Raw genomic sequence first — 15,712 nt, 5'->3', positions numbered from 1 at the left:
CAACAAAGCGTCGACACCCTTAGCCTCATAACAACGGATCGACTAGGAGACACAGTTGAGCCAACCCAGTGCAGAACCGCAAGCCGGCACCGAAACCGCTTCGTTTCAAACCTTCATGCAATCGATGACTGACGCGCAGCGCAGTTTGTTCCAGAGTTTTGTGGGCGGTCTGGGCAATGCCCCGGCGCAATCGCCTGCCGATACCTATGCCCGCTTTATGCAGGGGCTCGCGGGCAATGCCCAGAATCTCATGGGTCTCCAGCGCGATCTGTATCAGCAGCAGCTGGGGTTGTGGACCGGCTTGCTCGGTGCGGCCGAGAAGCCCGCTTTCGAGCCACCCAAGGGCGATCGCCGCTTCATCGCACCAGAATGGAGCGAGTACCCGTTCTACGACTATCTGCGCCAGAGCTATACGCTGTCGGCCAAGTGGCTGAACGAGGTAGTGGATGGCGTGCCCATGGATGAGGCCACGCGCGAGAAAGTGGGCTTCTACACCAAGCAGTTTATCGACGCGATGTCGCCCGCCAACTTCGCGATGACGAATCCCGAGGTCATCAAGCTGGCACTGGAAACCCGCGGCGAGAGTCTGGCCGAGGGCATGAAGAAGCTTTCGGAAGACTTGGCCAAGGGCCATATCTCCATGACCGACGAGTCCAAGTTCGCCGTGGGCGAAAACCTGGCCGTCACGCCCGGCACGGTGGTGTTCGAAAGCCCGCTGTTCCAGCTGATCCAGTACACCCCCACCACGGCTCAGGTCTACGAGCGCCCGATCCTGTTCGTGCCGCCTTCGGTGAACAAGTACTACCTGATGGATCTGCAGCCCGATAACTCGATGGTGCGCCACTTCGTCGCCCAAGGTTACACGGTGTTCATGGTGTCCTGGCGCAGCATCACGCCTGAACTGGGCAAGACCACCTGGGATGATTACGTCGAGCATGGCGTGATCAAGGCGGCCGAAGTGGTGCGCGAGATCAGCAAGCAGGACAAGATCAATGTGCTGGGCTTCTGCATCGGCGGCGTGATCCTGGCGACCTCGCTGGCAGTGATGAAGGCGCGCAAGCTCGATTGGTTCGAGAGCGTTACCTTCATGACCTCGCTGATCGACCATACCGAGCCCGGCGATATCAAACAGTTTGTCGACCGTGGCGTGGTGGAAAGCCGCGAGGCCAAGATTGCCGAAGGCGGTGTGATCTCGGGCAAGGAGTTGGCCCGTGCCTTCGCCATGCTGCGCGCCAATGACCTGATCTGGAATTACGTGGTCAACAACTACCTCAAGGGCAAGACGCCGCCGCCGTTCGACCTGCTGTACTGGAACAACGATTCGGCCAACCTGCCTTTGCCCATGCACACGTTCTTCCTGCGCAATATGTATCTGGAGAACAACCTAGCCAAGCAGGGTGCGATGAAGGTCTGCGACGTGCCGGTGGATGTGTCCACCTACGATTGGCCGATCTACATCTTTGCCGCGCGCGAGGACCATATCGTGCCGTGGACTTCGGCTTACCGCGGCACCCAGCTGCTGGGCAGCAAGAACCTGCGTTTTGTACTCGGTGCCTCGGGTCATATCGCCGGCTCGATCAATCCGGTGACCAGCAACAAGCGCAATTACTGGGTCAGCGACGCGCTGCCCGCCGATGCTGACAGCTGGCTGGCGGGCGCCGAAAGCCGACCTGGCAGCTGGTGGCAGGATTGGGACAACTGGCTGGCGCCCAAGTCGGGCAAGCTGATTGCCGCGCCCAAGAAGCCCGGCAACACCAAATACAAGGCGATCGAACCCGCGCCTGGCCGTTATGTAAAAGCCAAGGCAGACTGAGCCGCAGGTTCGCTGCCAACCACTATGCGTCCCCGTCGCCAAGGCGGGGGCACTCCCCCCAAGCGAAGCAGGAGATTGAGCATGTCTGAAGTCGTCATCGTTGCAGCCCAGCGCACCGCCATCGGTTCCTTCGGCGGCAGTCTGGCCAAGGTGTCCGCCCCGGATCTGGGTGCGACCGTCATCAAGGCGCTGCTGGAAAAAACCGGCGTGGCCCCCGATCAGATCAGCGAAGTAATTCTGGGTAACGTGCTGCAGGCCGGTCTGGGCCAGAATCCGGCACGTCAGGCGCTGATCAAGGCCGGTATTCCGGTGCATGTGCCGGCACTGACCATCAATCAGGTCTGCGGTTCGGGCCTCAAGGCCACGCATCTGGCCGTGCAATCGATCCTGTCGGGCGATAACGATATCGTCATCGCCGGCGGCCAGGAAAACATGAACCTGGCTCCGCACTTGCTGCTGAATAGCCGCGACGGTATCCGCATGGGCAATGGCACGCTGGTCGACAGCATGGTGGCCGATGGCCTGACTGATGTTTACAACCAGTACCACATGGGCGTGACCGCCGAGAATATCGCCGCCAAGTACGGTATCAGCCGTCAGGAACAGGACGAGCTGGCACTGGCCTCGCAGAACAAGGCCGAAGCTGCCCAAAAGGCCGGCAAATTTGCTGACGAAATCGTTCCGGTGCTGATTCCCCAGCGCAAGGGTGATCCGCTGGCCTTTGCCACTGACGAATACATCAAGCTCGGCACCACGATGGATGCGCTGGCCAAGCTGCGCCCGGCCTTCAATAAGGAAGGCTCGGTCACTGCGGGTAACGCATCGGGCATCAACGATGGCGCTGCCGCCGTGATGCTGATGAGCGCCGACAAGGCCAAGGCACTGGGTCTGAAGCCGCTGGCCCGCATTGCCGGTTACGCCTCGGCTGGCGTCGAGCCCAGCATCATGGGCATGGGCCCGGTACCCGCCACCCAGCGTGCACTTGCCCGCGCCGGCTGGACGCTGGATCAAGTCGACCTGATCGAAGCCAACGAGGCGTTTGCTGCCCAGGCACTGGGCGTGGCCCGCGAGCTGAAGTGGGACTGGAACAAGGTCAACGTCAACGGCGGCGCGATTGCGCTGGGCCATCCGATCGGTGCCTCGGGCTGCCGCGTGCTGGTCACGCTGCTGCACGAACTGGCTCGCCGGGATGCCAAGCGCGGTCTGGCTACGCTGTGCATCGGCGGTGGCATGGGCGTGGCGCTGTGTGTTGAGCGCGTCTGATCTCGTCATCCATGCAGCAAGAGAAGGCCGGGCACCACGCCCGGTCTTTTTCATGCCGGGCAGGCGTATAATGGCGGCTAGCCGTCACTGCTGGAGTATCACCATGCCGCTGCTGTTCAAAGACACGACTTACGTTTCCGAAACGACCCAGTTCATTCGCGACCTGCTCGACAAGAACCCCGAGATTGCCCAAGGCCAGATCGAAGGCCGTGCGCTGTTGTGGGACAAGCAGGTGGACCGTGATTTCCAGAAGCAGGCTGAGGCCGTCAAGGTCAAAACCAAGCCTTACGCTTACCAACCGGATTAAGTTGTCCGGTGGTATCCACAACAAAAAAGCGACCAGAGGGTCGCTTTTTTGTTGTGCTTGGCGACTCAGGCTGAGCGCGAATCCGCAGTCGGATTGCCTAGGGTGGCACTGGTAAATGCAGCAGGATGATGGCGGCCATACCAGTCGCTGACTTCGTCATGGCCCAGCGCCATGAAATGCTTGAAGCCCGGCACCAGTGCCAGCGAGGTCGCAATCGCGGCACCAATCAGTCCGAAACTCATGTAGACCATGGATACCGCATAGTGCGTCAGTGCCAGCCCTGCCAAGGCAGGGCCGATGCTGCCGGCAATCTGGCCGCTCATGATGGCCACGGCCGACATGCGGCCACGGAATGCCTGCGGGCGTGCCAGCATGCGGTGAGTCATGCCCGATAGGATAAGTACCGAGTTGGCAAGACCGCAGAGGAAGAATGCCGGCAGCAAGAGCCAGGCTTCCTGCGCCAACCCGGCTAGGGCGAGAGCCAGTCCCTGGCTAACGCCGGCGCCGACACGCAGATGGAAGCGGCTGAAGTGGCTGGCAAGCCGGTCCGTTGCGCCAAAGGCGCCCAGCAGCATGCCTGCCGACAAGGCGGCCTCGCAACTGGCGAGCCAAGTGCCGGACAAGCCCATGGCATGCACCTTGATCGGCACCAGCATGCCGATGGCAGGCCCCAGAAAGATCCATGAGGCAAAGTTGGTCAGGGTCCAATATCGCTCCAGCGGGATCTGCCAGCTCGCTCGCAAGCCGGCCCACAGGTCGATTCGCCAGCGCAGCAGGCTGTACCCGTGCTGCGCTTCAACGGCCAAGGCCGGAATCCGCATGGCCTGCTGTGCGGCTACCAGCAGCAATACGCCATGCAGTGCAAGCGTCCACGGAATGCTGGTGATGGCCAGCGAGATGCCAGCCAGCGCCGGTCCGAGCAGCCTGCCCAGTGACTGCGCTGACTTCTGCAAACCCATTGCCGTTGAGAGATGCTCTGCCGCGACCAGTTCGGTGCTGATGCTGTTGATGGCGGGCGTGATGATGGCCAGCGCGATCATCTGCATCACCCCGGCGAGCATGATCAGCATGAGCTGGTAGTGCCCATAGGCGGATAGCAGCGTGGTCAGCACGGCTGCCAGGCTCATTACCAGCAGTCCGGCCATGATCAACCGGTTCTTGGGATAGCGGTCGCCCAGTGGTGACAACAGCGGCATGGCAATGCATGCCGAAAGCCCGGTCACAATGGCGTATTGCGCCAAGTCTGCCGCGCCGCCTTGCTGCACGATCCACCAGGGCAGGGCAACCTGGCCCACCATCAGGGCCAGCACCGTCAAGGTATCGCTCAGCAGCAGCTTGCTAAAGGGTCGGCCAACCTGTTGCAGCCGTTCTGCGAGGGCGAGCATGGGTGCTTTCTGGTGCTGAATCCAAACAAAAGCCGCTCCGGTATCAGCGGAGCGGCTCAAGGCAAGCCGGGCGGCCATCTGTGCCCGCATCGTAGGGTGCAATCAGTGCCGCGTGGCAACTTGGTCAGACGGATTCCCGTTAACTGGTGCAATGCGCTGCGCTGATTGCACCCCGCGGGCTAGCGGCTTAGCCCAACTTGCGCAGGCCGCCCATGTAAGGCACCAGTGCTTCGGGTACGGTGACCGTACCATCAGCGTTCTGGTAGTTCTCCAGTACCGCCACCAGCGTGCGGCCCACAGCCAGACCGGAACCGTTGAGCGTGTGCACCAGCTCGTTCTTGCCGGCTTCGTTCTTGACACGTGTCTGCATGCGTCGGGCCTGGAAAGCTTCGCAGTTGGAGACCGAGCTGATCTCGCGGTAGGTGTTCTGCGCAGGCAGCCATACTTCAAGGTCATAAGTCTTGGCGGCGGTGAAGCCCATATCGCCCGTGCACAGCGTGACTACGCGGTAGGGCAGACCGAGCTTCTGCAGCACGTTTTCGGCGTGCTGACGCATTTCTTCGAGCGCCTCGAAGCTCTTTTCAGGCGCCACAATCTGCACCATTTCGACCTTGTCGAACTGATGCTGACGGATCATGCCGCGTGTGTCGCGGCCGTAGCTGCCGGCTTCTGAGCGGAAGCAGGGCGAGTGGGCGGTCAGTTTGATCGGCAGCTCATCGGCTTTGAGGAGCGTGTCGCGCACCGTGTTGGTCAGCGAGATTTCCGAAGTGGAAATCAGATACTGGGTCTGGCCGTCTTCACCACCCCGCTCGACGCGGAACATGTCCTCGGCAAACTTGGGTAGCTGGCCGGTGCCGAACAGTACCTCGGGGTTCACGATGTATGGCGTGTAGCACTCGGTGTAGCCGTGCTCACCGGTTTGCGTATCGATCATGAACTGGGCGAGGGCGCGGTGCAGGCGGGCAATCTGGCCCTTGAGCACGGTGAAGCGTGCGCCCGAGAGCTTGGCGCCGGTTTCGAAATCCAGGCCCAGCGGGCCGCCGATATCGACGTGGTCCTTGACCTCAAAGTCGAAGCTGCGCGGCGTGCCCCAGCGATGCAGTTCCACATTGCCGCTCTCATCCTTGCCTTGCGGTACCGATTCATGCGGCAGGTTGGGGATGAACAGCAGCAAGTCGTTGATCTTGTCTTGCAGCGCGGCCAGATTAGCTTCTGCAGCTTTCAGTTCATCACCCAGATGCGACACGCTGGCCATGATGGGGGCAACGTCTTCACCCTTGGCCTTGGCCTGGCCAATGGCCTTGGACTTGGCATTGCGTTCGGCTTGGAGATCTTGCGTGCGGGTTTGCAGCGATTTGCGCTCGTGTTCGAGTGCGGCAAAAGCGGCGGTGTCGAGTTGGAAGCCGCGCGCAGCGAGACGGGCAGCGACGCCGTCGAGATCATTGCGCAGCAGGTTGATATCTAGCATGACAAGCCTTGTGGGGAGATAGATCGATTCAGGTCCGATTTTATCCGCGCCGGGCGCGCTAGCCCAGTACGACTTGCGTTATGGGCGCGGGCGACAAACGGCAGTGGAATAAAACGAACGGTCGTGCTAAAAATGCAGCCATCGATCACAACCCTTGTCATTCAGCGACATCATGGCCCGATCCAAAGGCGATCTCACCCGCGACTCCATCCTCGTTGCCGGCATTGCACTGGCCCGCGAGCTGGGGCTGGGTGCGGTGTCGATCGGTGAGCTGGCGGATCGCGCCGGCATGTCCAAGAGCGGGCTGTTTGCCCACTTTGGTGCCAAGGAAACGCTGCAGCTGGCGATTCTGGATGCCACGCTGGCACAGTTCAACAATGAGGTGGCCCGCAAGGCCTTCCAGGCACCGCGCGGACTGGCGCGCTTGCGCGCACTGTTCCGCGGCTGGATCGACTGGGGTCTGGCACAGCAGCAAGAGGGCGGATGTCCGGTGTTGTCCGCCGCGGCCGAGTTTGATGATCGACCCGGCCCGATCCGCGACTTTCTGGCCGATACCCAGCGCCAGTGGCTCGCCTCGCTGGCCAAGTCGGTGCAGTTGGCGATGGAGGCGGGCGAATTGCCGGCCGACACCGATACCGACCAAGCTGCTTTCGAGATTTTTGGCCTGATCCTGTCGGGCCATCACAATTATCGCCTGCTCAATGATCTGCAGTTTGGTGAGCGGGCTGTCGTCGGGCTGGAACGCCTGATCGCCAATCCGCCCCGGCTGGGGCACGCCCTCCCTTGATCTGACTTCGCCAGGAGCATCACTATGCAAGCCACTCTATCGTTCAAAAATAGCACGAACGTTCGTTTAATTGCCCTGCAAGGCCTGCGTCATCTGGCCCTGCCTTTACTGGGGCGCGTCGCTCCCAGCCTGCTGCTCGATTGGCTGGAGCGCCGTTTCCTGACGCCAGAACGGCACGACTGGCCGGAGGCCGAGCGCGCGTGGTTGGCCAGTGCGCAGCGGGGCAGCCTGTATACGGTGGGTTTGCCGGTCGCCGACTGGAACTTCCAGCATGTTCAGACCTATCGCTGGGGCGATGATGGCTTGCCCAAGGTCGTGCTGCTACATGGCTGGGGTGGCCGTGCGACCCAGCTGGGGCCGTTCATCCAGCCTTTGCTGGAGGCGGGCTATCAAGTGCATGCGCTGGATTTGCCAGGCCACGGCCATAGTGCGGGCCGCCGCTCTTCGGTGCTGCATGCGCTCAATGCGTTTGAACGCCTGATCCGGGAGATTGGCCCGGTGCATGGTGTAGTCGCGCATTCGATGGGTGGTGGGGTGCTGATCAAGGCACTATCGCAAGGTGTGCCGGTGCAGCGCGCGGTGCTCGTCGCGCCCAATGGCGATCTTGGTCTTTATTCACGCATCGTGGCCCGCATGCTGGGTCTGAGCGAAAAGGTCAGGCTGGCGCTGCAGCAGCGCCTGGAGTGGCGCATTGGCGTGCGCTGGGACGAGATCAATTCGCTGAATCTGGCGCCGAGCCTGCGTACGCCGGCGCTGGTGATGCATGATCATCAGGACCGAGAAATTCCCCACGCCATGGGCGAGAGCATTGCCGCCGCCTGGCCAGGCGCGCGATTGATCAGCACGGCGGGTCTGGGCCATAAGCGCATCCTCAAGGACGACCATGTGGTGGCGCAGACGGTGGCGTTTCTGCGCGGCTGACACCGAGCCCATACGCCATCACGTTTTTCGGCTGGCCTCGTCGCGTTCGCGAAGATGGGCCAGCTTCTCGGCAATCTTGGCCTCCAGCCCGCGCGGCACCGGCTGGTACCAGTGCGGGTCGGCCATGCCATCGGGCAGATAGCGCTCGCCAGCCGCGTAGCCATCGGCTTCGTCATGGGCGTAGCGGTAGTTGGCGCCGTAACCCAAATCCTTCATCAGCTTGGTGGGGGCATTGCGCAGATGTTCGGGCACAGGGCGCGATTGATCCTGCTTCACAAAGGCAGCCGCCTGTTTGTAGGCCATGTAGCCCGCGTTGCTCTTGGGGGCAACGGCCAGATAGATCACCGCCTGGGCCAGCGCCAGCTCGCCCTCGGGTGAGCCGAGGCGCTCGTAGGTGCCGGCTGCGTCATTGCAGATCTGCATGGCGCGCGGGTCGGCCAGACCGATGTCTTCCCAGGCCATGCGCACGATGCGCCGGGCAAGGTAGCGTGGGTCGGCACCGCCATCTAGCATGCGGCACAGCCAGTACAGCGCACCGTCCGGGTTGGAGCCGCGTACCGATTTGTGCAGGGCTGAAATCTGGTCGTAGAACGCATCGCCGCCTTTGTCGAAGCGGCGGCTGTTGAGCGTGAGTGCGTTCTGGACGAAATCGGCATCAATGGTCACGGTCTTGGCAGCCTGTGCTGCCGAGCGTGCCTGTTCGAGCAGGTTCAGGAAGCGCCGTGCATCGCCATCGGCATAGCCGATCAGCGTATCAAGCGCGGTATCGGCAAACTGCAGATCGGCCAGACTGACTTCGCGTGCGCGCTCGAACAACTGGCGCAGTTCGGCTTCAGTCAATGATTTGAGGACATAGACCTGGGCCCGTGAGAGCAGCGCGGCATTGACTTCGAACGAGGGGTTCTCGGTGGTGGCGCCGATGAAGGTGACGAGGCCAGATTCCACATAGGGCAGCAGTGCATCCTGCTGTGCTTTGTTGAAGCGATGGATTTCATCGACGAACAACAGCGTGCGTTTGCCCATCGCCATGTTCTGCTCGGCCTGTTCCATGGCCGCGCGGATGTCCTTGACGCCCGAAAACACGGCCGACAGCGCAATGAAGGCCCAGCCGAATGCATCGGCCGCGAGCCGCGCCAGCGTGGTCTTGCCCACGCCGGGAGGCCCCCACAGGATCATCGAGTGCGGTTGCCCTGATTCGAACGCAAGCCGCAGCGGCTTGCCGGGGCCAAGCAGGTGCGATTGACCGACCACTTCTGCCAGCGTCTTGGGGCGCAGGGCTTCGGCGAGCGGGGGCGTGGGGTCGGTGGAAAACAGGTCTGACATGGTGGATTGTCAGTCGGCGGAGACTACATCTGCCCCCTTGGGCGGCACAAACCGGAAGCGGTCATCACCCAATTTCGGGCTGCGATTCACATTGCTGAAGCGAATCGCGGTGGTCTGACCAAAGCTGTCCGCTAGCTCCATGGCCATGGGTTGGTTGTCCTTGAGGCCGATGCGGACCTTGTCGAAGCCGCTATCGCGGTTGCGGGGCGCGGCGTCGATCCACTCCAGGCCGTCGCGGCTGCCGGCTTCGCTGAGTTTGTAGCGCTTGTCGAGTTCGTTGCTGCCTGCCAGCAGCGCGGCGGGGCTATCGCCCAAAGCCTGGTCCAGCCGCTTGCGGGTAACCTGATTCAGATCAGGGTCGTAGACCCAGAGTTGGGTGCCGTCACCCACGACGCGCTGCTCATAGGGTTTGATATAGCGCCAGTCGAAACGACCGGGGCGCAGGATGGCCATCGTGCCGCTAGCCTGTTCCTGCTTGCCGTTCTTTTGCATCACGGTTTGCTGGAAATCGGCTGTGAAGGCACGGGTCTGGGCCAGAAAGGTCTTGAGCTGATCAAGGCCGCCAGCTGTTACGGAAAAGCTGGCCAACAGGCAGAGCAGGGCACGCATGGATACCGCCAAAGCAGGGTGGAAACTGGCCGCAAGTCTAGCATGGGCACCTGTCCACCCCCTGAACCGGGGCGGGCAGCAGACAAGAAAAAGCCCCGCACGGGGCGGGGCTCTCAAGCGAGGGTAAAACGTTTACTGCTGTTCGACCGTTGCGTAGATTTCCACTTCCACGCGGCGATCCGGTGCGTAGCACTCGACCAGCTTCTTGCGGTTCTTCATCACCTTCTTGCAATCGGCATCGGTGGTCACCGGGGCAGTTTCGCCCTTGCCTTCTGCGGTGATCATGCTGTCAGGCAGGCCCTTTTCGACCAGATAAGCGCGAGCCGAGGCAGCGCGCTCTTCCGACAGCTTCTGGTTGTAGGCATCCTTACCGATGCGATCGGTGTGGCCCACTACATTGATACGGGTCTTGCTGGTGTCGTACTTGCGCTCCAGCAGCACGGCAGCCACCGAACCCAGTGCCTGCTTGCCTTCATCCTTGAGGGTGGACTTGTTCAGATCGAACAGGGCGGCGGCGTTGAGGGTCAGGGTTTCCATCTTGACCTGCTTGGTCACCGGGGCAGCCTTGGGGGCTTCGGCGGGGGCGGCAGGTGCAGCCGGTGCTGCGGCCGGGGCGGCCTTGGGCACCAAGGCGGCATCGCATTCCTCGATGGCCTTTTCCTTGGTCCACGACGAGGTGCGCCAGCATTCGCCGAAGTTGTTGCGCACAACAGGGTTGCGGGTGTCAGTGGCGTAGCCGTCCTTGCCGGCAACGGCGGTTACCGCCACTGCACCAAGCGCGAGGGCAACGAGAGTGCGCTTCATCTTTTGCATAGTTATTCTCCATGGGTTTGGGAAAGATATTTAGCGACGGCTAATGACCAACCGACGTCAACGTTGAGTTTACTTGACGCTACAAACGCGTCGCAATCAGGAGAATATGACAATCCAGCTAAGTTTGGCGGCGAATTGGAGTGCGGGTATCCCGCATGGTAAAATTTTCCCTTACATCCTAGTCCAGACGCCGCCCACATGACCGATTTGCAACAATTCGCCAAAGAAACCATCCCGGTCAGCCTCGAAGAAGAAATGCGCCGCTCGTATCTTGATTACGCCATGAGCGTGATCGTGGGCCGCGCACTGCCCGATGTCAGGGATGGTCTCAAGCCGGTACACCGCCGTGTGCTGTTCGCCATGCACGAGGCCAACAACGTCTGGAACCGCTCGTATGTGAAATGTGCCCGTATCGTCGGTGACGTGATGGGTAAATACCACCCGCACGGCGACAGCGCGATTTACGACACGCTGGTGCGGATGGCACAGGACTTTTCCTTGCGCTACACGCTGGTCGATGGCCAGGGCAACTTCGGCTCGATTGACGGCGATAACGCGGCTGCCATGCGTTACACCGAGTGCCGGATGGAGCGCATCTCGGTCGAGCTGCTGGCCGATATCGACAAGGAAACCGTCGATTTCGTCCCCAACTACGATGGCAAGGAACTCGAACCCTCGGTTCTGCCGACCCGCCTGCCCAATCTGCTGATCAACGGTTCCACCGGTATCGCGGTGGGCATGGCCACCAATATTCCGCCGCACAACCTCAATGAGGTCATCGACGCCGCCCTGGCGCTGCTGCACAACAGCGAGATGACGATCGATGAGCTGATCGATCTGATCCCGGCACCGGACTTCCCTACTGCCGGCATCATTTACGGCATTGCCGGCGTGCGCGAGGGCTACCGCACCGGCCGTGGCCGCGTGGTGATGCGTGCGCGTACCCATGTGGAAGACGTGAGCAAGGACAAGCAGGCCATCATCGTTGATGAGCTGCCTTATCAGGTGAACAAGAAGACGTTGATCGAAAAGATCGCCGATCTGGTCCGCAACAAGCTGATCGATGGCATTTCCGATCTGCGCGACGAGTCCGACAAGTCGGGCATGCGTATCTATATCGAACTCAAGCGCGGCGAAATGCCCGAGGTCGTGCTGAACCAGCTGTTCAAGCAGACCGAGCTGCAATCGAGCTTCGGCATGAACATGGTGGCGCTGGTCGACGGCCAGCCGCGCCTGTTGAACCTCAAGCAGATTCTTGAATGCTTCCTGCGCCATCGCCGCGAAGTGGTGACGCGCCGCACCGTGTTCGAACTTCGCAAGGCACGCGAGCGTGGCCATATCCTCGAAGGCTTGGCCGTTGCGCTTTCCAACGTCGATGAAGTCATCGCCCTGATCAAGGCTGCGGCCACGCCGCCCGAAGCCAAGACCGCGCTGATGTCGCGCGACTGGCGCTCTTCACTGGTGGAAGAGCTGCTGGTGCGAGTCTCGTCCGATCAGGCCAAGCCCGATGGTCTGGGCAAGGAATTCGGTCTGACCAAGCAGGGTTACCGTCTCTCTGACGCGCAGGCCCAGGCGATTCTGGATATGCGCCTGCAACGTCTGACCGGCCTGGAACAGGACAAGCTCGAAGCCGAATACCGCGAAGTCATGGACAAGATCGTCGACCTGCTCGACATCCTCGCCAAGCCCGAGCGCATCACCGAGATCATCACTACCGAGATGACTGAGCTGAAGGCCCAGTTCGGCGATGCCCGCAAGTCGGAAATCGTGCCTTTCGGTGAAGACATCAGCCTTGAAGACCTGATCACTCCGCAGGACATGGTGGTCACGCTGTCGCACAGCGGTTACATGAAGGCCCAGCCGCTCGATGAATACCGTGCGCAGAAGCGCGGCGGCCGCGGCAAGCAGGCGACAGCGACCAAGGAAGACGATTTCATCGACAACCTGTTTGTCGCCAATACGCATGACTACGTGCTGTGTTTCAGCTCGCTGGGCCGTGTTTACTGGATGAAAGTGTATGAAGTCCCGCAGGGCGGGCGTGCCAGCCGTGGCAAGCCCATCGTCAACCTGCTGCCGCTACAGGATGGCGAAAAGATCAACGCGATCCTCTCGGTCAAGGAATTCACCGAAGACCACTACGTGTTCATGGCCACCCAGCGCGGTACGGTCAAGAAGACCTCGCTGTCGGCGTTCTCCAACCCGCGCAAGCTTGGCATCATTGCCATCGCGTTGGACGAGGGCGATCAGCTGGTCGGCGTGGCCATTACCTCGGGCCAGCATCAGATCATGCTGTTCTCCGACGCCGGTAAGGCCGTGCGCTTTGACGAAGCCGATGTACGCCCGCTGGGCCGCGATACGCGCGGTGTGCGCGGCATGACCTTGGCAGACGATCAGAAGCTGATCTCCCTGGTGGTGGCCGATTCCGAGGACTGGCAGGTACTCACCGCCAGCGATGGCGGCTACGGCAAGCGCACCGCGATCAGCGAGTTCCGTCATACCAGCCGCGGCACGCAGGGCGTGATCGCGATGGACCTGACCGAAAAGACCGGCTTCAAGCTGGTGGCCGCCACATTGGTGCAAACCACCGACGGCCTGATGCTGATCACCACGGGCGGTGTGCTGATCCGCACCTCGGTTGCCGAAGTGCGCGAAACCGGTCGCAGTGCGCAAGGCGTACGACTGATCAATCTGGATGCCGGCGAAGCATTGTCGGGCATCGAAAAAGTCGCGGATTCGGATGAAGACAGCGACGATGAAGAAAACCCCGTAGAGGGCGAAAGTGGAGAGGCAGCCGGCGAGTCTTCCGAGGCTTGATCGTTGACTACGGCGCGTGGCGATCACGCGCCGTCAGGAGCTACCTGAAACATGCAAAATCTACCGCTGCCGGTACTCAATCCGGCACTGTTCGAGGATGTGGCCAACTGGTTCTGCCAGATCCCGCACTCGGCCACCATCGGTCTCGAATTCGTCAATGGCGAACGCGGCCGTGCCACCATGCGACTGCCGTACAACACCGCGCTGGTCGGTAATGCCCGAACCGGCGTGCTGCACGGTGGTGTGATCACCTCATTGATCGATACGACCAGCGCGCTATCGGTTTTTTCGATGCTGGCTGAACGTGAGGCGATTGCCACGCTGGACCTGCGTATCGATTACCTGCGTGGCGCCACGCCGGGTGAGCCCGTTTACTGCACGGCCGAGTGTTACCGCCTGGGTCGGCAGATCGGTTTTACCCGCGCCACCGCGTACCAGGAAGGCAACGACCAGCCCATCGCCCACGGCGTGGCCACCTTCATGCGCGATTCCAGTGCCGCCCAGCTTGGCAGCAAGAAAGCGGAGGGCTGAACCATGGTGCAACTGGAATTCCTGCAGGCCGCCAAGGAAAGCGGCGATTACGCTTCGCTGATCGAGCAGATTCCCTACGCCAAGCTGCTGGGTGTAGCGCTTCGAGAGGTGGACGGGCAACTACTGTTTGAACTGCCATTCAGCCAACACAATATCGGCAATACCCATTTGCCCGCCCTGCACGGTGGCGTGATAGGCGGTTTTCTGGAGAACGCTGCGCTGCTGCACCTGATCTGCACCCGCGAATCGTCCGAAGTGCCGCGCACGATTGATTTCTCGCTCGATTTCCTGCGCTCTGGCAAGGCGCAATCGCTGTTTGCCCGCTGCGATATCACCAAGCAGGGCAAGCGCGTCGCCAATGTCCGTATGACGGCCTGGCAGGAGGATGAATCCAAGCCAGTGGCCGTGGCCCGCGCGCATTTCCTGCTGTCGTAATACCCCTGTTGGACAGACGGGCGGCGATGGCCGTTACACGGTTGCTGCCCGCTAAACTGATGGTTGTTGTGGCTGTCTGAGCATCGTCCCCCAAGTTCTGGAGCAAGCATGTCCCCCGTCTTCAATTTCAGTGCCGGTCCCGCCGTTCTGCCCCGTGAAGTCCTGCTCGAAGTGCAGCAGGAACTGCTCGACTGGCATGGCAGCGGCATGTCGGTGATGGAGATGAGTCACCGCGGCAAGGAGTTCATGCAGATTGCCGCAGAGGCCGAGGAAGACCTGCGCTCGGTGCTGGGCATTCCCAAGCACTACAAGGTGCTGTTCCTGCAAGGCGGGGCCACCACCCAGTTTGCGATGGTGCCGATGAATCTGGTGCGTGGCCGTACGAGCATCGATTTTGTCGACACTGGCCACTGGTCCAAGCTGGCCGTGAAGGAAGCGCGCAAGTACTGTGCGAACACACGCTTGGTCACCAGCAGCGAAGCCTCGGGCTACCGCGACATTCCGGCGTTCGAGAGCTGGGAACGCGACCCTAATGCCGCCTACCTGCACTACACCTCGAACGAGACCCTGGGTGGCGTCGAGTTCCCCTACATCCCCGACAGCGGCGATGTGCCGCTGGTCTGCGACATGTCGTCCAACTTCCTGTCGCGCCCGGTCGATATCAGCAAGTTCGGCCTGATCTACGGCGGTGCGCAGAAGAATATCGGCCCGGCCGGCCTGACCCTGGTGATCGTCCGCGAGGACCTGTTGGGTCAGACCGTCCCCGGCACGCCGACGATGATGGACTACAAGATCCAGGCCGATGGCGATTCGATGTACAACACCCCGCCGACCTTTGCCATTTATGTGGCCGGCCTCGTGTTCAAGTGGATTCAGCGTCAGGGCGGGCTCAAGGCGATCGAGCAGCGCAATATCGAGAAGGCCGCCTTGCTGTACGAAACGGTTGATACCTCGGGCGGTTTCTATATCAGCCCCGTTGAAAAAGCCTTCCGCTCACGCATGAACGTGCCGTTCCGTCTGGCCGATCCTGCGCTGGATGAGGCATTCATCAAGGAAGCGGCCGCACGCAATCTGCTGCAGATCAAGGGCCACCGCTCCACCGGCGGCATGCGTGCCAGCATTTACAACGCCATGCCCCTGGAAGGCGTGAAGGCGCTGACCGGCTTCATGCAGGAATTTGCCCGCAGCCACGGCTGATTGCCGCTCCAGCGCCCGCACGATGCCGCCCTTGGGCGGCATTTTT

Annotated in this window: 14 protein-coding genes; 9 read left to right on the top strand and 5 right to left on the bottom strand. The window is 61.4% G+C overall.

The window, feature by feature from the left end; all coding sequences use genetic code 11:
* Positions 1-55: 55 nt before the first annotated feature.
* From O9X62_RS13545 to O9X62_RS13535, 3 genes are all read left to right on the top strand, one after another.
* On the top strand, positions 56-1,813 hold the full coding sequence (locus tag O9X62_RS13545) for an alpha/beta hydrolase (protein WP_269533438.1): 1,758 nt from the start codon (positions 56-58) through the stop codon (positions 1,811-1,813).
* Positions 1,814-1,894: 81 nt separating this feature from the next.
* A complete protein-coding gene (locus tag O9X62_RS13540) occupies positions 1,895-3,076 on the top strand; it encodes an acetyl-CoA C-acetyltransferase (protein ID WP_269533437.1) in 1,182 nt (393 codons plus the stop codon).
* Positions 3,077-3,179: 103 nt separating this feature from the next.
* Positions 3,180-3,383, top strand: coding sequence for a DUF3460 family protein (locus O9X62_RS13535; RefSeq protein ID WP_308446479.1), 204 nt, complete (start codon positions 3,180-3,182; stop codon positions 3,381-3,383).
* Positions 3,384-3,448: 65 nt separating this feature from the next.
* Here O9X62_RS13535 and O9X62_RS13530 read toward each other — a convergent pair whose 3' ends face one another.
* Positions 3,449-4,768, bottom strand: coding sequence for an MFS transporter (locus O9X62_RS13530; protein WP_269533436.1), 1,320 nt, complete (start codon positions 4,766-4,768; stop codon positions 3,449-3,451).
* Between the two features lie 187 nt (positions 4,769-4,955).
* Positions 4,956-6,236 (bottom strand): serine--tRNA ligase, encoded by a 1,281-nt coding sequence (gene serS / locus O9X62_RS13525; RefSeq protein WP_269533435.1) that lies wholly within the window; start codon positions 6,234-6,236, stop codon positions 4,956-4,958.
* Positions 6,237-6,408: 172 nt separating this feature from the next.
* Between serS and O9X62_RS13520 the strand changes: the two genes are divergently transcribed.
* Positions 6,409-7,023 carry a TetR/AcrR family transcriptional regulator gene (locus O9X62_RS13520; RefSeq protein WP_269533434.1) on the top strand — a complete coding sequence of 205 codons (615 nt, stop codon included), beginning with the start codon at positions 6,409-6,411 and terminating at the stop codon, positions 7,021-7,023.
* A gap of 24 nt (positions 7,024-7,047) precedes the next feature.
* Positions 7,048-7,944: an alpha/beta fold hydrolase gene (locus tag O9X62_RS13515; protein WP_269533433.1), complete on the top strand. Its 897-nt coding sequence runs from the start codon at positions 7,048-7,050 to the stop codon at positions 7,942-7,944.
* Positions 7,945-7,962: 18 nt separating this feature from the next.
* Here O9X62_RS13515 and O9X62_RS13510 read toward each other — a convergent pair whose 3' ends face one another.
* The 3 genes from O9X62_RS13510 to O9X62_RS13500 all read right to left on the bottom strand — a co-directional run bounded on the left by O9X62_RS13510 (position 7,963) and on the right by O9X62_RS13500 (position 10,689).
* Positions 7,963-9,267, bottom strand: coding sequence for a replication-associated recombination protein A (locus O9X62_RS13510; RefSeq protein ID WP_269533432.1), 1,305 nt, complete (start codon positions 9,265-9,267; stop codon positions 7,963-7,965).
* Positions 9,268-9,276: 9 nt separating this feature from the next.
* Positions 9,277-9,876 (bottom strand): outer membrane lipoprotein chaperone LolA, encoded by a 600-nt coding sequence (gene lolA / locus O9X62_RS13505; protein WP_269533431.1) that lies wholly within the window; start codon positions 9,874-9,876, stop codon positions 9,277-9,279.
* Between the two features lie 132 nt (positions 9,877-10,008).
* Complete coding sequence (locus tag O9X62_RS13500) at positions 10,009-10,689, bottom strand: OmpA family protein (protein ID WP_269533430.1); 681 nt, start codon at positions 10,687-10,689, stop codon at positions 10,009-10,011.
* A 198-nt stretch (positions 10,690-10,887) separates the two neighbouring features.
* On the opposite strand from O9X62_RS13500, the gene gyrA reads away from it, so the two are divergent.
* From gyrA to serC, 4 genes are all read left to right on the top strand, one after another.
* On the top strand, positions 10,888-13,503 hold the full coding sequence (gyrA, locus tag O9X62_RS13495; protein ID WP_308446478.1) for a DNA gyrase subunit A: 2,616 nt from the start codon (positions 10,888-10,890) through the stop codon (positions 13,501-13,503).
* A gap of 51 nt (positions 13,504-13,554) precedes the next feature.
* Positions 13,555-14,034, top strand: a complete 480-nt coding sequence (locus tag O9X62_RS13490) for a PaaI family thioesterase (protein ID WP_269533429.1) — start codon at positions 13,555-13,557, stop codon at positions 14,032-14,034.
* 3 nt (positions 14,035-14,037) lie between these two features.
* Positions 14,038-14,469: a PaaI family thioesterase gene (locus tag O9X62_RS13485; protein WP_269533428.1), complete on the top strand. Its 432-nt coding sequence runs from the start codon at positions 14,038-14,040 to the stop codon at positions 14,467-14,469.
* A gap of 108 nt (positions 14,470-14,577) precedes the next feature.
* Complete coding sequence (gene serC / locus O9X62_RS13480; protein ID WP_269533427.1) at positions 14,578-15,666, top strand: 3-phosphoserine/phosphohydroxythreonine transaminase; 1,089 nt, start codon at positions 14,578-14,580, stop codon at positions 15,664-15,666.
* Positions 15,667-15,712: the final 46 nt, after the last annotated feature.

This window comes from Chitinimonas sp. BJYL2 (assembly GCF_027257935.1).
GTDB lineage: Bacteria > Pseudomonadota > Gammaproteobacteria > Burkholderiales > Chitinimonadaceae > Chitinimonas.
This window is presented reverse-complemented; position numbering and strand designations above follow the sequence as displayed.

What these genes read in the sequence shown, in the direction of transcription:
- O9X62_RS13530 (WP_269533436.1), bottom strand. Translation starts at nt 4,768, where the DNA reads ATGCTCGCCCTCGCAGAACGGCTGCAACAGGTTGGCCGACCCTTTAGC.
- O9X62_RS13510 (WP_269533432.1), bottom strand. Translation starts at nt 9,267, where the DNA reads ATGTCAGACCTGTTTTCCACCGACCCCACGCCCCCGCTCGCCGAAGCC.
- O9X62_RS13520 (WP_269533434.1), top strand. Translation starts at nt 6,409, where the DNA reads ATGGCCCGATCCAAAGGCGATCTCACCCGCGACTCCATCCTCGTTGCC.
- lolA (WP_269533431.1), bottom strand. Translation starts at nt 9,876, where the DNA reads ATGCGTGCCCTGCTCTGCCTGTTGGCCAGCTTTTCCGTAACAGCTGGC.
- serC (WP_269533427.1), top strand. Translation starts at nt 14,578, where the DNA reads ATGTCCCCCGTCTTCAATTTCAGTGCCGGTCCCGCCGTTCTGCCCCGT.
- O9X62_RS13490 (WP_269533429.1), top strand. Translation starts at nt 13,555, where the DNA reads ATGCAAAATCTACCGCTGCCGGTACTCAATCCGGCACTGTTCGAGGAT.
- O9X62_RS13540 (WP_269533437.1), top strand. Translation starts at nt 1,895, where the DNA reads ATGTCTGAAGTCGTCATCGTTGCAGCCCAGCGCACCGCCATCGGTTCC.
- O9X62_RS13500 (WP_269533430.1), bottom strand. Translation starts at nt 10,689, where the DNA reads ATGCAAAAGATGAAGCGCACTCTCGTTGCCCTCGCGCTTGGTGCAGTG.
- serS (WP_269533435.1), bottom strand. Translation starts at nt 6,236, where the DNA reads ATGCTAGATATCAACCTGCTGCGCAATGATCTCGACGGCGTCGCTGCC.
- O9X62_RS13535 (WP_308446479.1), top strand. Translation starts at nt 3,180, where the DNA reads ATGCCGCTGCTGTTCAAAGACACGACTTACGTTTCCGAAACGACCCAG.
- O9X62_RS13515 (WP_269533433.1), top strand. Translation starts at nt 7,048, where the DNA reads ATGCAAGCCACTCTATCGTTCAAAAATAGCACGAACGTTCGTTTAATT.
- O9X62_RS13485 (WP_269533428.1), top strand. Translation starts at nt 14,038, where the DNA reads ATGGTGCAACTGGAATTCCTGCAGGCCGCCAAGGAAAGCGGCGATTAC.
- gyrA (WP_308446478.1), top strand. Translation starts at nt 10,888, where the DNA reads ATGACCGATTTGCAACAATTCGCCAAAGAAACCATCCCGGTCAGCCTC.